The organism is Aquimarina sp. 433, assembly GCF_054054605.1.
In genome coordinates this window covers 601647-615731 of sequence record NZ_JBSWZK010000001.1, presented here as the reverse complement: position 1 = coordinate 615731, position 14085 = coordinate 601647, and the positions used below count along the sequence as shown (strand labels likewise).

The window sequence follows — 14085 nt, the reverse complement described above, 5'->3', positions numbered from 1 at the left end:
TTTGAATTGTTTTTAGGGGAGTTATCTTTCGGGATTTCTTCCCTAATACTTTTTAAAAAGGAAAGTATGCTTTTGCATTATAAAAACATATATCAGCAACAATTTTACCTAACCATTTTTCATCTTTGGGAAGCATACCATTCTCTACATCATCTCCCAATAGATTGCAGAGAATACGACGAAAATAATCATGTCTTGGAAAAGACAAGAAACTTCTAGAATCTGTAAGCATACCAATAAAACAACTAAGCATCCCTAAGTTGGATACCGTATTTAGATGCTTTTCTATTCCATCCTTTTGGTCTAAAAACCACCAGGCGGCACCATACTGAACTTTTCCTTTTATGGATCCATCGTTAAAATTACCAGCCATTGTCGCAAAAACCTCATTTTGCGAAGGATTTAGATTATATAGTATTGTTTTAGCCAGTTGATCAGATTTGTCTAAAGAGTTTAAGAACTTGCTTAGGTTTTTGGCTTGCAAAAAATCACCAATAGAGTCAAAACCTGTATCAGGACCAAGCTTATCAAGAAGTCTGGAGTTGTTATTTCGTATTGCTCCTAAATGGAATTGTTGTACCCATCCTCTTTTATGATAAGAAGTACATAAAAAATAAAGGACTTGATATGTAAAATGGTGTATCTCGCCATTTTCAAGAGGTTTTTTAGATTGTATCTTTTTAAAAATACTGTCGATAGAATAGTTTTCTTCTAGCTCAAAAGACAGTGTTTCTAAACCGTGATCAGCTAACCTACAACCTAATTGATGGAAATAATCGATTCTGCTTTCCAAGGCTGTTAAAAAATCATCAAATGAATTTATCTGTATGTTTGATGCATCACTAAGCTGATCTAGATATTGTAAATAAGTATTTGAATCCTGAATAGTATAGGCTTTATCTGGTCTAAAAGTGGGGAATAACTTCATAGATTTTTTCTGAGTAGTATAACTGTTATGATACTTTAAGTCATCTATTGGATCATCAGTAGTACATACAGTGATTACATTATTCATTTCCAATAACCCTTGTGTCGAATGATTCGGTTCTTGCAGCTGTTCATTGGTTAATTCATAAATTTTATCTGCTGTAGTTGGAGATAGTGTTTCAGAGATAGAAAAGTATTTCATTAGCTCCATTTGCGACCAATGAAATAAGGGATTTCGAATGGTATAAGGTACTGTTTCGGACCATTTTAAGAACTTGTCCTTATCAATGGCTTTTCCTGTAATAAAGTCTTCAGAAATTCCAAGCGTTCTCATGGCACGCCATTTATAATGATCGCCATGAAGCCATGCTTCGGTGATGGTATTAAAGTTTCTATTCTGACAAATATCTTTTGGGGATAAATGATTATGATAATCTATTATCGGTAGGTTTTTTGCGTAGGTATGATATAGAATTTTAGAAAAATCATTTTGTAATAAGAAATCATCATGTATAAAAGGAGACTTAGCTTTCATGCTATCTATTCTTTAATTGTGAACGCAAGATAAATAGTAGCTGGAGTCGAATGATCTACTTTAGGGTAGTGGATTGTTCAATATTCAGAAGTATATTGTCATTTTGTTCTGGATTACAGCGCACATTCATTTCTCAGCGTACCCGACTAATTATAATTATATCAAAGATTAGCCAGACAAAAGTAATGTTGTATGATTAGTATCTTTCATATATTACATCAATGCTCTCGGTTATTACTTAGTATTTACAATCAAGTAGATTTTTAGATATCTTTTTACATAACAAAATAAGACTAGTTTATATTCCTGAAAAGTTACTATAGTTAAGATCTAATTTTTTATAACACTATGCTTTAATGAGTTTTAGATAATGATTTTATGAAAAAGTTTATTCAAATGATGTGGAAGGAAATTTCATCAATCAATGAAAATAATAGGAAAAAGAAAAAAAGAGATAAAAAGTACCATAAAATTGATAGTGTAGTAAAACCCAAAAGCTCAGAAGATCTAATAAATAAGAAAAGACTGGATCATTATATAGAATTGCAGAAAAGCTTACCTTTTTATGATCAAAAGATTGTACAAAAAGGAAGCATCGTTCGCCAGCAAAATCTGATAAGAAAAGCAAAAAAGAAAATACATAAGTCTAAATTATCTAGATAAAGTTTATAGGAAAAAAATAGTACAGTATTTTCTTTTTTGTCATCAGTTTTTTTGGATAAGAATTAGAAAGATATTTTTTAATGGGGAGTTACTTTCTATTAGTAATATTTAGCCGATTCGAAAACTACTACTTTTATTTTTAGAGAATGAACCAACTTTTTGATATCCACTGTTTTTTTCTGAAAAAGATCTTGAAGGAATCGTGGTCATATTATTAGCCAGTGCAGAATTTAGGTAATTTTGTTGAGAACGACCTTTATTTGGTTTAGCTTCGCTTTTAGATAAAGTCTTTCGTAGCCTTTTTTTCAGAATAATATACGTTAACCTTTGGATAGTAAACTTGTATTTTAATCTTTCTAAACGAACGGATCCTTTTGGAATAATGAAGAATTCACCAAAATTATTTAGACCTTGTAATTTTTTATCATATTCTTTCATATGATGTTTATATATATCTATTAATTGTTTGTAATGATCAAGTTGTTTATTGTAGGATTTTATAATTTGTTCGTGCTTACTCTTTTTAGATTTTTTCAATTTTCTTCGACACTCAATTTGAAGACTACTACATTTCATTGAATACTCTTCACAAATTCTTGTATAGAGATTGTACTTTTTTAGATATTGTCTTTCGTATTTTCTTTTATATCTATTTACTATAGCATTTTTGTATTCACCACTTTCAATTTTATTTTTTAATGCATTTATTACTAGCTCTACATCGGATATTGAAACATGTGATTTCGATAACTCTTTTAGTTGATTTTCTAGTGCTGTTCCCATGATAGGTTATTTTTTAAGAAATTTTCTATGTTATTAAAAAGTAAAAGTAACGCTATCACGAAGCTATGACTAAGGTAAGGGAATGATCGATTAAGTTAATGTAATAAGCGGTGAATTCTCGACTAACATCTTTTTAAAACCAGTTTCTATTTTATTCCTAAAAACTGAAAGAGTGATTCTTTTTTTCTTTTTGCTACAGGAATCATATCTCTATTATTCATTTCTACATAAACCCCATCTTTTTTTTGAACATTAACTATGTTATCCATGTTAACTAAAAATGAGTTATGTATTCTGAAAAAGTTATTGTTCACTAGTTTTTTTGATATTCTCCAATATTCGTACTAGAAACGACTGTTTTGTTTTTAGAAGCATGAAAAGTTGTATAACGGCCTTCCGATTCTAAATATAGAATGTCACTTATTTTTAATAGTTTGATATCATTGGAGGAAGGAATAGCCAATAAATTAAGAGGTTTTGGTATAGAAATATTATTAGGCGGAATGTTAGGGAAATCCTTTTGTGTTAGTAGGTTTTGTTTTGCTTTCTCTATAGCATCAACAATAGTTTTAGAATCAATAGGTCGGGTTATAAAGTTAATAGAGGAATCTGCTATTACCTTTAGCGTTCGTTCTTGTTCCGTAGTAATTAAAAGTAATTCTTTTTCATGGATAGCATATGGAAGTCCTTCTAAAATTTCAAATGCATAATCAATACCTGTTTGAAACCCTAAAATGATGATTTCATAAAATGTATTGTTGATCACTCTTTTGGTTTCTTTTGGATTATTACTTATACATCTAATAGAAATATCGGGGCACTGTTTTTCTATAACACACTTTAATTCTTGTGCTTCCTGAGTGTTTTGTTCTATGATGATAGCTGTAATAGTTTTCATATTGTTACTATGTTTATAGGTTTAATGAAAATCTAATTCTTTAACTCCTTTAACATCCCTTCTGCGATCCACTGCTATCCTTATTTTTTCGGTTAATGTATTGCCCTCTTCTATTCCTTTTAAAATATATAATGGATCATTACTATCTGAAGTGGTTAAAATGATATTAGATAGTCCAAATATTCTAAGAATGAGCGGTTGTTCCAGTCTAATATCTTTTACTCTATAGAGTTCTAATTGGTTTGTTGATATAGAAAGAATTCCTCGTTTTTCGATAATTCGCTGATCCGTTATCGTTACTTTATTATATTTTGTATCTAGAAACTTCCATAAGGCAAGGATTAATCCTAACCCAAATACCACAATTAAAATAACACAGCATATGTAAAACATAAAGTTCATCCACTGTGATGGTGTACCTTTCCAGATGTTATTTTCTACTTCCATAGTTAAATCTTTTACTTAGGAATACTAATCGGTTTAGATTTTAAAAGATAGTTTTCTATTAATAAACCATGAGGATTTTCATTAGTTCTAGCCACATTATGAAGCACGAAATTTGCTCTAAACTCATTCACAGATTCTACTTTTTGATCAGTTCTGGATACTCTAAGTTTACCATAGAATCTTGCTTTATAAGGAGTTACCTTATCATTTACTTTAATAGAGTCTATATCTATTTTTTGAGTTAGGTTTTCTGTTACCAATTTGGCAAGATGACCATTGGCTTGTAATGTTTTAAATAATTGCTTACCTGATCTTCCAGACAAGTATAAGGCTCTATCAATTCGTCTTTTGTAATTAAATTGGTCTATTTCCCAGAAAGACTCATGAAACATTTTTATATGATTTATGATTTCTGGTTTTCTGAATTCATCCACTTCATTTAATGAGATTCCTTGCATCATAGCGGCCTGACCATCTTTTGTTAACACAAAAGCGGTGTTTTTTATATTGTTTGTTGTAACAAAGGCCCAGACAAGACTTCCGATAGAAATTATCATACTGATAATTAAACAGTATAATAGTGCTCTTTTTGCTAAAGCGAAACTTGCTGGAATATTCTTTAATGATTTTAAGTCCATTTAGTATTAATTTGTGCTATTAGTTATTTACAAACGTTAAGGGTTATCCAGATATGAATCGATATCACTTGCGATACTTTAATGGGAAAAAAAGCAATTCAAGAATATATGATAGAATTAGATTTGCTGGGTATTTGCTGCAAATCATTTTCTAAGCAATACTGAATAACCCTTTATATAGTTTACATGGGTTAGTATATATTAGGTGTTAAGCGTATTAGTCTTGTATTTCTATGTCTGCCGCATCTGGTAAAAAGATATTGGCTATTAGAGCTACTAGCCCAAAGATGGCTAATCCCATGATGAATCGAACAAAGTTTTTCTGAGCTTGTTCGTTTCCTTGCATATATTGAATAAATATTAGAAATCCTCCTCCGATAGAAAAAATCCCAACAGCAGCATTTAAAATAGCTCTTATAGAAGTACTCCACTCTGCTATTTGCCCTTCAACGGTATCTTGTGCAAAAACCGGAGCTATATGCAGTACTATTAAAAGAATGGTACAAATCAATTTAGGGGTTTTGATTTTGGATTTTAATGATGTAACATTCAATTTATTTAGATGTTGTTGTAAGAGATTTAATTTGATTGTTTTCATTGTTTTAAAATTTGATTTAGTAATTGTATATTTAGTTAAAGAGTTTATTTTGTTTTTAAAAGAGATCTTAAGGGCTGTTCAATTCGTACACATTTGATACTGGAATTGTATTTTAATAAGGTGCTTAACTGACCTTTTTGAGGATATTTTTTTTGAATTTTTACAAATACAACTGCGATTCCGATAAATACAATCGATAGTAGAAATGAAACAAATACAGTGAATAAAAAGAGTATAGAGCATACTGCAATCACTACAATTGTTGCTAGATCAAAGCCTGCTATTACAGGTTTTTTCTCTAATACTTTGGGTGTTTTATATTCCATAATAATTGGATTATTGTTTCCTGTTGGTAATAGGGTTTATACTGTTTTTAAGATAGTAAAGGCTTGTTGCAGAACTGAATACGGATCCTAATCCTTCTCCTGCTTCACTACCGGAACTAACCAAAAAGTTGGCGTATTTAGGTACCTGAAGAATAAAAACAATCATAATAATTTGAAGAACCAGTTCAAATAAAGATTGTCCAAAAGCTTGTGTAGGTGCTTTGTGAATTAATAAAAGAATCGTCTGGAATATGCGTAACAAGGGTATCCATAAAAGCACTCCAAGAAATCCTAAAAACCATTTCTTTAAGGCTTCAAAATTACCTGGGATTAAAGCTAGAGGTAAAACTAGTACTCCCAGAATAAAATAAAGAGCCTTCATAATGATCTGACGCATCATAATGTATCCTACAACAACTAAAGCAACTATTTGTATAAAAAAATGTATTATCTCAAACAGAGGGAAGAGTTGTATTAAATCAAAAATGTTATTTATTTCTGTTTCATCTACTGTATCAGAAAAATTAGTTAGAAAATTATTACAGATATCATCAAAATTATTGATAGTTTCGGTATTGGTTGCAATTAACCCAGCTTCTTCGATAATTTTAGTAATAAACTCAGATGGTTCGAATAGCAATAATTCGACTAAAGGTTTATAGAATGTTAATGCTACTAAGATTAATATGGGTTTAACCAAAATATAAGGATCCATATTACTTGAAGGATTTGTAAAATAAGTGAATACCTTGATGCTTACAAAAATAAGCATCAGTACACCTGCGAATAAAAGACAAGGTGTAAGCATATAATCGATATAGCCATCCAGGGCCGATACTGTGCCGTTTCCTTCGTACAGAAAGGCATCAATTTGACCAATGATTTCATAAATTGTTCTAATTTCCCACATGATGTATCTTTTTTAATTATCTGGCAAAAATCCTTGTCACAGTCATTCTTGCTTTTATTTCTTTATTTATCTTAAGTATGTTGTTTTTAATAGGGGATATCCTTATCAATAGTTTTAGATATGAAGTGTATACATGTCCTGTTCCTCCACTAATGAATACACCGCTGGCTATAATGCCATTCTCATTTTTTATTTTCATTAGGTAATTCTCTTCTTTTTTTAGTTCATTTTCATATCTAGATAAACCTGAGCCGAATAGAAAAGAAGTTACTTTTAGAATTCTAATATTTGCACGTATATCTCTTATCTTTTGTTCTAGAAATTGAATTTCTTTTTGTGCCGCATAAATGATCAATGAATTAGCTCCAATATTTGAAGCAGAAAATGTTCTTTTTGAATTATAGCTTTCCTCTGTTTCTTCTAACCCTTTTAAAAGAGCAGTTTGCAGGTTTCTTTGGGATAGTTCATAACCAAGCATTGCGTTAATGGTAGCTTTTTGACCAGCAACAAAAGCATCAGCAATACTCTCTGAATGTGTTTGTGCCAGCATCCAGTAGTTAGATAGTAGTAAAACGATAACAAGTTTAATAGGTTTCATTTTCTAGTGTTAGATTGATTACATTTTCTAATGCTGTAAGTATTAGTAATACACGTTCACCTTCTGGGATAGGATTTATAGGATTAAGGTAGTCGCTAAGTTTTTGACTTTCGGATTCTAGTTTACGCTTAAATCTTAGTTGAATGACACCATTCTTAAAAGTATCATTGCCGAAGGCAGGATTCAAAGGATATTTTTTCTTTATATACCCGTAGCTATTATATCCAGTTACACTGCTAAAAGTAGATCCGCTGATAAAGTTTTTAAGAGATACTAATTGAATCCCAAAAGCTGGATTATAACTAGTCAACTCTGTTAATTGATCGTTTATAGGATCAGTAAATATTCTTGTACTACCAGCTCTTGCTAACTCTTGAGTATTTAATGTTCCGTTAATTAAATTAATGCGGTTATAAGAGGACTGTGATAATAAGTCTGGAGACCACCCTGGAACCGTCCAACTTATTGTTATTTGTGCATTTGCCAAATTGAACATGAGTAAAAAGGTGATACAAGTTAGTATGAGTTTCATGAGTATTCTTGATCTATTAGTTTGCATTTTTTAGTTGAAAAAATTATGAAGGAGTTTACTGCGATCAATATTGTCTTCTACAATATCCATGGATCTATGTATTTCTGTTAAAGACTTCATCGTATTTTGAAATAGATTTAGCTTTTCTCCATAAATAACATTAATACTACTTTGAGTTAGCAATGCTTTTTGCGTGTTAATAAGCATTTTCTCAATGAATTTTAGCATTTTTTGATTTTCCTTTCTCTTGGAATAGTTAAAAAAAGATAGTGACTCATTTCTGCGTTTTAAATCATAATACCTATTAAAAGAAACAAAAATTTCATCTCTTATTTTATTAGAGATCACAGCAGAAGTAACGAGATAGGTTAATCGTTTTCCGTAGTCTGCATTAAATCCTGATATCCTTCTAAGTGTATTTCTCTCTGCGGTTGTAGAACCGGAATATAGTCCTGTAGATACACCAGAGCCAGTTAATGATCCTGGATCCGTAAGAAAAGGAAAGCTTTGTGCATTTAATACAACTGAGCATAGAATGAATAAAATTGTTAACCATTTTTTAGTTTTCATTGTTAGTTGTTTTTAGAAAGAAGTATGTTCATCATAAATAGGATTTCGTCTAAAACCATTTTTATTCGTTAAGCTTATTTACTTACCTTACATGGTAATTTGAATAAGTTTTAAGTATTTGTACAATTCTAGAAACTCTTCATAGTTAAGAACTGAGAGTCCTGCTGCAGATAGGAAAAGCGATTGTCTAGCATCTCTTCCGTTTTTAGAAAATTCTCTGAGAAGTTTACTACGCAGACGATAAATTTCTTGTCTTTTGGAGGATTTGATTTTTGAAGTACTTATATATTGTAATGCAAGTAAAAGAGCAAGATCCATATTTGCTTCCTTCATATATTCTCTTTTTTCTTTAGTCATATACGGGAGAGGACTATTCGCTATCTCCGAAGTTCCTAGATTTAGTAATGATGTTCCTAAAGAACTAGCAATAAATTCATTCCGTTTGTCGAAAAGTGGGTTTCGTCGGTATTGTAAATTAAGTTGAGTTTGATGACTTACTAAAGCTCTTGATAATTGGCTGTTAACAGTAGTTAATGTGGTATTTCTAATCCCTAGAATAGTAATCAAGCGTGATAATTTTGCTCTGGTTTGTGCATCGTTATTATTAATATGGGTATGAAGATGAATAAATTGACCATACCCAACCTGAATACTAAAAAGTACGAGGATACATAATTGATAGATTATTTTCATGATTAGATTTTTAAGGATTATCGAACAAAAGCCGTGTATAAAAATTATCTTTTTCTACTTGTATTTTTAGAGTTTCTAGTTCTTTTAAAATAGTGTTGGTTATATGAATGTATTTTTCTGTGATCTGCTCTTGCACACCACGATTAACCTGATTTAACGTGGGTGTGGTGGCTAGTAATAAGACTTTTTGATGTGCATTTCTTAAATAGTTATACTTGTTCTGACATTTACTTTTTTTAAAAGGATTTATATAACTGTTGCACATGGTGTTGTATTCAAAGTAATTGATGTAGACCAGACTTGTGATTCCAGAATTAAATCGTACTCTCGAAGGTTTTTCTAGACCTGCTGTGGCTGCCGCTGCCGTAAAACCTAGATTAGTTCTTAAAGATTGTCGCTGTAAGTTTTGAGCATTATTAGCTTCAAAGTTTCTGGAAATAAGACCGGGAATATCGAAATATGGTATCTGTGCAGAACTAAGATTGTAAGTGCATATAACCATTAGAGATATGAGTAGCTTTTTCATTATTAAATTACTTTAGGTTTTAATAGTTCTTCTCTGGAAATGTTCAGCGTTGCAGATCTTCCTCCGTTCTCTTCAAAAATGTCAACAGATAGTTTTTCCTTTTCGTTGAGCATGAATTTGTCAAATAATAAGGTTACTTTTTTTTGACCTTCGCCAATGATTTCAAAATCGTCTGTACAGATATTAATTGGCTGTATGACACGTTCCTGGTATAAATAGTCTTTGGTAAATCGTTTACGTAACTTGGTTCGAAACAAAAAATGGTCGATATCAAAGTCTATAGGAGATTCATTTTTTAGTTCAAGACGTAATCCGATTTTTTCTTTGATATAAAAAATTCCAGTAACACGAATTCTGATATCACCAGACTTTCCGTTCTTAATGCGTAGTTTGTTATTGCTATGGCGATCCAGTTGTTTGCATATAGATTCTAAAATAGCAGATTCTTCTTTATCCTTGTTAGCTTCTTTTTTTACTACATCTACATAGGCTTTAGTTCTTTTTACTTTATAAGTTAGATTATTAGAAAACCTATTAAACCCTAGTACTATAGAATAGTAGCCGCCATCTTCAGTAATTACCGTTAGGTTGGATATTTGACTTCTTACATCTACTAATTCTTCTCCTATATGTTTTAGCCTAATCATTTGTTGTGTGGTATCTGCCACGAAATAAGGAGATCCAACATCTAGGTATTTAATTTTTTGGTCAAACAAAAGATGGGTAGTCTTTATATCCGATACTTCTAGCGTATCTTGTTCATATAATGGGACTAAATTTTTTTGACAGTATATAGTGTTGCAAGTCAGTAAGGTCAAGCCGACTATGAAAGTGATTTGTTTTTTCATTGATGTTTGTTTTTAAAGTGTCTCTACAAATTCAGTTAATGCTAGTTCCATGTTTTTTTGCTTGTGATAGGTGTCAAAAATGATCTTGTTTTCATCTGCATTAGAAGAATAACAGGCATATCGTTCTGGTGATACACTCACTTTATATACATTAGAAACACTTCCAACTTTTATAAAAACTTCTCGTTTATCTGTGGAAAACAGTTTCTCTAAATCTGATTCACTAAATGAAAGATATTGGGCAAACTTATCTTTAGTAGCCATTTTCTTTTTATGTGATAAAAGAATCATCGTATCTGTATTGTTGATCATAGCTGGTCCTGCAGGTGTATCCAGAATATCCTCTACATCCTGAGTTGCAATAGCTACTTCTCCATAAAATTTACGTACAGTTTTGTATAAATATTTGATAAACTGAGCCATTTCTCCTTTAGAAATAGGTTTCCAACATTCATCAATGAAAATGGATTTTTTTGCTTCAGGAATTTTTCTGATTTTACTCATAACTACATCAATACATAGCATAGTTACTAATGGGAATAATACAGGATGGTCCTTGATATTGTCCATTTCAAAAACAATAAATCGTTCTTGTACCAGATCTATAGGAGTTTCGGAGTTGAGTATTTTATGATATTTTCCATCATAGAAATCGCGTAAGGAGAGTTGAAAACTTATTTTATCAAAATACTTTTCCTCATTATCCATTACTTCATTTTTATCCACAAACTCATAGAATGAAGCCATGCAAGGATAAGCATCGTCTTCATGCTTAAATATCTCATAATATGCGTCCAGATATAAACCGATTACTTGCTTTTCTTCTCTTCTAAAAGGGTCTTCACCTTTCCACAAAAAGATGATAAGTGAGGTTAAGAATATCTTTTTGTCATTATTAACTTCATCAATATGATTAAAATGAAATGGGTTGAATTCCAAAGGTACATCTGGATCGTAAGCGTAATATTGTCCTTTTACCAAATTGCACAGTTTTTTATAAGAATTACCAATATCAATCATTACAATATGATGTCCTTGCTCATAATACTGACTAGCAATATGATTGATCAAAAATGATTTACCCGTACCAGATGGACCAAAGATTAAACGATTTCTATTTACAATTAATCCTCTTTTTACAGGTTCTATCCATAGATCTAACCGAACTGGAGCTCCATTTTTACGATCAGTGAGTAGTATTCCGTCCTTATTACCCTGATAATAACTTTCAAAATTGAGGAAGACTGGTGTTTGTTCGGAGATACCAATAAACTTGTATATCTCGGGAATTGTAGCACAGGCTCCAGGAACATTAGCCATAAAAAGATCTTTTAAAGAATGCTTTATTTGATAAGGTGTAATGGATAATTCTTTAAATGCATTCTCTAGTTGATTTTTATGGTTTTCTAACTTATCCTCTTCGGTATCCCATAAAATGATATTAAAGTGCTGGTACACAAAACGCAATTCCTTTTCAATTACATTATTCACCAATTGATCAATCTGATCATAGGTAACCTCATTTTCTTTGGATAAAATGGCTAAACTTTTAAACTGATTTAGTTTTGTTTTAAGTTTTGAAAATACCTTTTCGGAATTATCAATAAAGATTACCTGATTATAAATATGATTACATTCTAGACCAAGACAAACAGGTTGTATAAATGGAATCTGAAAATCGGTTCTCTGTGTAGAGAAATCTATATTTTTTTTGGTGGTTTCTATAGATAGGGGTAATTGATTGTAGGAAGTAATAGTGTACATTTCAGCTATTTTTTCGCCCACTTGTAAGCGTTTATCAAAAAACAAATCTTTTAATGATTGCTGTCCTTCGGCAGATAATGAAATATACTTGCCAAGTATGTTTATAATCGTTTCAGAATCCAGAGAATTCACTTCAAAAAACTCTTCTTTTGCCAAAAATGAAATACTGGTATTTACAACTTTCAGAAAGTCGTTAACCTCATCCATATATTTTTGATACAACTTTGTATTGCTTGTTAAGCTTATTTTATTCTTAGAATCTTTGGTAATAAATAAATAGCATTCATGACTAAGAGTAGGTTTCTCATAAAAGAATTTGTTATCACTTCTGGAAAGCATTTGATCTCCTTGGGTTACTGCTTCTTTTATTTTATCAACGAAAAAATAATCTTGTTTTTGAATAATGGTATTCTCTGGAAGAGAACGGATGATTTTGTCAAATAACTGATTGATTCGGTTAATACTCTCTTTATCTAATGAATAAATTTGTGGTAGTTGTAGTTTATAACCTACTGTGATATCTCCATTTTTTGAAATGATCAAGTCATTTTCTACCGCGTAGATAGGGAAAACCTTATGTAAAGATTCATTATTCATCTTATTTAGTGTTTATATTAAACCATAAATGATATTTCTTTGGCATAAAAACTCTTCGTTTGTCAAAGGCTTCTTTACCAGCTTCTTTAGTAGCAGAGAGTATAGCAATATCTTTGGCTTCATCTAGATTTACTCCAGAATCATTATTGCCGAAAGTAGCTGCTTGAGTTCCCTTTTGATATGCATAGTTGTATACATCTTTTGCAACTTGTCCAGGCATTTTAGGCCATGTACGATTCCCGAGATGAATTCCTTCAACCCCATCGAAGTCAAAAAGACTGAAATCCAGAATATAAAGCTGATCTCTGTCCTTATAGCTATTGATATCAATTAATAAGCGATTTGTACCAAAGGATATTCTACCATATACGATTGCACCTTTTGGAATTAAAACTGCTGGATTCGTAAGACGGACTTCTTTTTTTGTTCTGATTGCTATTGTACTTCCTTGAACAAGAATTCCTTGATCCACAGTCTCAGCAGGGATAAGTCCTAAAACTTCATCCTTGTCGGAACCTGATCCAGCACCGTGGAAATAATTTTGTTGTTTGAATTTAGATTGAATTTGCCCAGCGATTTTTTCACTAACATTTGTACTTATTTCTGTTATTTTTTCGGGTGTTAGTTGATTAACAGCAAGCCCTCCAATACCAGTTTGATTTTGTTGCGAAGCCTGAGTAATTTCGCTATAGGTTTCCATTAATTTTTGAATATCTTCTATATCTGTATAATTTCCATTAGGAGAAACCTGCTCCATGGACTGTGCCATTAACTGTTCTTGTAGCTCCATGAGTTGTTGTATTTCATCATTAACAGGTTCTGGACGAAAAGAAGGGGTAGATTGATTTCCGTAATTAGGTTGTTTCCTTCTTGTATTCTTTAAAATTTCGGGTAATTTGTCCCTAGTTTCTGTTTCATCTCCTATGATAAGAGATTCATTCATTATATTTTCTTCTTGTTCTTTCTCGACATTCCCCAATCCTTTAACCACATCGCTTCTTTCTATGTTGTCAAAAGACTCTCTTTCGTACTCTTCTATTTTTGATTTAGGTTTTATTTTTTGCTCATCTACTTTAGGAGTACTAATCGATAATTGATTTTTTCTTTTTTGAGCTTGACTAGAAGGGAAGATGATTATTTTCAATAACACTGTTAAGAGTACTATGCAACCTACTCCAACAATAGCAACAATAGTTTTCTTTTTTTTGTCCATGGTTTATAAAATGTTTTGT

At 31.2% G+C, this 14085-nt stretch carries 18 protein-coding genes; 1 reads left to right on the top strand and 17 read right to left on the bottom strand.

All coding sequences use genetic code 11. The features are described 5' to 3' along the window. Positions 1-52: 52 nt before the first annotated feature. A complete protein-coding gene (uxaC, locus tag ACWNT5_RS02695) occupies positions 53-1462 on the bottom strand; it encodes a glucuronate isomerase (protein WP_456516523.1) in 1410 nt (469 codons plus the stop codon). A gap of 378 nt (positions 1463-1840) precedes the next feature. Between uxaC and ACWNT5_RS02690 the strand changes: the two genes are divergently transcribed. Then, positions 1841-2125 (top strand): hypothetical protein, encoded by a 285-nt coding sequence (locus ACWNT5_RS02690; RefSeq protein ID WP_456516522.1) that lies wholly within the window; start codon positions 1841-1843, stop codon positions 2123-2125. Between the two features lie 108 nt (positions 2126-2233). On the opposite strand, the gene ACWNT5_RS02685 is transcribed toward ACWNT5_RS02690, so the two are convergent. The 16 genes from ACWNT5_RS02685 to traM form a co-directional block, all read right to left on the bottom strand. Then, positions 2234-2908 carry a hypothetical protein gene (locus tag ACWNT5_RS02685; RefSeq protein ID WP_456516521.1) on the bottom strand — a complete coding sequence of 225 codons (675 nt, stop codon included), beginning with the start codon at positions 2906-2908 and terminating at the stop codon, positions 2234-2236. A gap of 146 nt (positions 2909-3054) precedes the next feature. After that, entirely contained in the window at positions 3055-3177 is a 123-nt protein-coding gene (locus ACWNT5_RS02680; RefSeq protein ID WP_456516520.1) for a hypothetical protein, read from the bottom strand. A 44-nt stretch (positions 3178-3221) separates the two neighbouring features. Next, positions 3222-3806, bottom strand: a complete 585-nt coding sequence (locus ACWNT5_RS02675; RefSeq protein ID WP_456516519.1) for a LytR/AlgR family response regulator transcription factor — start codon at positions 3804-3806, stop codon at positions 3222-3224. Between the two features lie 21 nt (positions 3807-3827). Continuing rightward, positions 3828-4253, bottom strand: a complete 426-nt coding sequence (locus ACWNT5_RS02670) for a PH domain-containing protein (RefSeq protein WP_456516518.1) — start codon at positions 4251-4253, stop codon at positions 3828-3830. An 11-nt stretch (positions 4254-4264) separates the two neighbouring features. Next, positions 4265-4891 carry a VirB8/TrbF family protein gene (locus tag ACWNT5_RS02665; RefSeq protein ID WP_456516517.1) on the bottom strand — a complete coding sequence of 209 codons (627 nt, stop codon included), beginning with the start codon at positions 4889-4891 and terminating at the stop codon, positions 4265-4267. A 217-nt stretch (positions 4892-5108) separates the two neighbouring features. Further along, the gene (locus tag ACWNT5_RS02660; RefSeq protein ID WP_456516516.1) at positions 5109-5489 is read right to left on the bottom strand and encodes a hypothetical protein; all 381 of its coding nucleotides are present in this window, start codon (positions 5487-5489) and stop codon (positions 5109-5111) included. A 44-nt stretch (positions 5490-5533) separates the two neighbouring features. Further along, on the bottom strand, positions 5534-5815 hold the full coding sequence (locus tag ACWNT5_RS02655; RefSeq protein WP_456516515.1) for a hypothetical protein: 282 nt from the start codon (positions 5813-5815) through the stop codon (positions 5534-5536). Positions 5816-5825: 10 nt separating this feature from the next. Further along, entirely contained in the window at positions 5826-6725 is a 900-nt protein-coding gene (locus ACWNT5_RS02650) for a hypothetical protein (protein WP_456516514.1), read from the bottom strand. A gap of 16 nt (positions 6726-6741) precedes the next feature. Then, entirely contained in the window at positions 6742-7323 is a 582-nt protein-coding gene (locus ACWNT5_RS02645) for a hypothetical protein (RefSeq protein ID WP_299604001.1), read from the bottom strand. Further along, positions 7310-7855, bottom strand: a complete 546-nt coding sequence (locus ACWNT5_RS02640) for a hypothetical protein (protein ID WP_456516513.1) — start codon at positions 7853-7855, stop codon at positions 7310-7312. The genes ACWNT5_RS02645 and ACWNT5_RS02640 overlap by 14 nt, the downstream gene beginning before the upstream one ends. A gap of 30 nt (positions 7856-7885) precedes the next feature. After that, complete coding sequence (locus tag ACWNT5_RS02635) at positions 7886-8425, bottom strand: hypothetical protein (RefSeq protein WP_299603963.1); 540 nt, start codon at positions 8423-8425, stop codon at positions 7886-7888. Between the two features lie 87 nt (positions 8426-8512). Further along, on the bottom strand, positions 8513-9118 hold the full coding sequence (locus tag ACWNT5_RS02630; RefSeq protein ID WP_456516512.1) for a hypothetical protein: 606 nt from the start codon (positions 9116-9118) through the stop codon (positions 8513-8515). A 10-nt stretch (positions 9119-9128) separates the two neighbouring features. After that, positions 9129-9644 (bottom strand): hypothetical protein, encoded by a 516-nt coding sequence (locus ACWNT5_RS02625; protein WP_456516511.1) that lies wholly within the window; start codon positions 9642-9644, stop codon positions 9129-9131. 2 nt (positions 9645-9646) lie between these two features. Continuing rightward, positions 9647-10492: a DUF4138 domain-containing protein gene (locus ACWNT5_RS02620; protein WP_456516510.1), complete on the bottom strand. Its 846-nt coding sequence runs from the start codon at positions 10490-10492 to the stop codon at positions 9647-9649. Between the two features lie 12 nt (positions 10493-10504). Continuing rightward, the gene (locus tag ACWNT5_RS02615; protein WP_456516509.1) at positions 10505-12853 is read right to left on the bottom strand and encodes a TraG family conjugative transposon ATPase; all 2349 of its coding nucleotides are present in this window, start codon (positions 12851-12853) and stop codon (positions 10505-10507) included. Position 12854: 1 nt separating this feature from the next. Next, positions 12855-14066: a conjugative transposon protein TraM gene (traM, locus tag ACWNT5_RS02610; RefSeq protein WP_456516508.1), complete on the bottom strand. Its 1212-nt coding sequence runs from the start codon at positions 14064-14066 to the stop codon at positions 12855-12857. Between the last annotated feature and the right edge of the window lie 19 nt (positions 14067-14085).

Excerpts from the sequence above, each read along its gene's own strand:
- ACWNT5_RS02630 (WP_456516512.1), bottom strand. The coding sequence starts at position 9,118 with ATGAAAATAATCTATCAATTATGTATCCTCGTACTTTTTAGTATTCAG.
- ACWNT5_RS02665 (WP_456516517.1), bottom strand. The coding sequence starts at position 4,891 with ATGGACTTAAAATCATTAAAGAATATTCCAGCAAGTTTCGCTTTAGCA.
- ACWNT5_RS02625 (WP_456516511.1), bottom strand. The coding sequence starts at position 9,644 with ATGAAAAAGCTACTCATATCTCTAATGGTTATATGCACTTACAATCTT.
- ACWNT5_RS02670 (WP_456516518.1), bottom strand. The coding sequence starts at position 4,253 with ATGGAAGTAGAAAATAACATCTGGAAAGGTACACCATCACAGTGGATG.
- ACWNT5_RS02635 (WP_299603963.1), bottom strand. The coding sequence starts at position 8,425 with ATGAAAACTAAAAAATGGTTAACAATTTTATTCATTCTATGCTCAGTT.
- uxaC (WP_456516523.1), bottom strand. The coding sequence starts at position 1,462 with ATGAAAGCTAAGTCTCCTTTTATACATGATGATTTCTTATTACAAAAT.
- ACWNT5_RS02650 (WP_456516514.1), bottom strand. The coding sequence starts at position 6,725 with ATGTGGGAAATTAGAACAATTTATGAAATCATTGGTCAAATTGATGCC.
- ACWNT5_RS02620 (WP_456516510.1), bottom strand. The coding sequence starts at position 10,492 with ATGAAAAAACAAATCACTTTCATAGTCGGCTTGACCTTACTGACTTGC.
- ACWNT5_RS02640 (WP_456516513.1), bottom strand. The coding sequence starts at position 7,855 with ATGAAACTCATACTAACTTGTATCACCTTTTTACTCATGTTCAATTTG.
- ACWNT5_RS02645 (WP_299604001.1), bottom strand. The coding sequence starts at position 7,323 with ATGAAACCTATTAAACTTGTTATCGTTTTACTACTATCTAACTACTGG.
- ACWNT5_RS02615 (WP_456516509.1), bottom strand. The coding sequence starts at position 12,853 with ATGAATAATGAATCTTTACATAAGGTTTTCCCTATCTACGCGGTAGAA.
- ACWNT5_RS02690 (WP_456516522.1), top strand. The coding sequence starts at position 1,841 with ATGAAAAAGTTTATTCAAATGATGTGGAAGGAAATTTCATCAATCAAT.
- ACWNT5_RS02675 (WP_456516519.1), bottom strand. The coding sequence starts at position 3,806 with ATGAAAACTATTACAGCTATCATCATAGAACAAAACACTCAGGAAGCA.
- ACWNT5_RS02655 (WP_456516515.1), bottom strand. The coding sequence starts at position 5,815 with ATGGAATATAAAACACCCAAAGTATTAGAGAAAAAACCTGTAATAGCA.
- ACWNT5_RS02660 (WP_456516516.1), bottom strand. The coding sequence starts at position 5,489 with ATGAAAACAATCAAATTAAATCTCTTACAACAACATCTAAATAAATTG.
- ACWNT5_RS02685 (WP_456516521.1), bottom strand. The coding sequence starts at position 2,908 with ATGGGAACAGCACTAGAAAATCAACTAAAAGAGTTATCGAAATCACAT.
- ACWNT5_RS02680 (WP_456516520.1), bottom strand. The coding sequence starts at position 3,177 with ATGGATAACATAGTTAATGTTCAAAAAAAAGATGGGGTTTATGTAGAA.
- traM (WP_456516508.1), bottom strand. The coding sequence starts at position 14,066 with ATGGACAAAAAAAAGAAAACTATTGTTGCTATTGTTGGAGTAGGTTGC.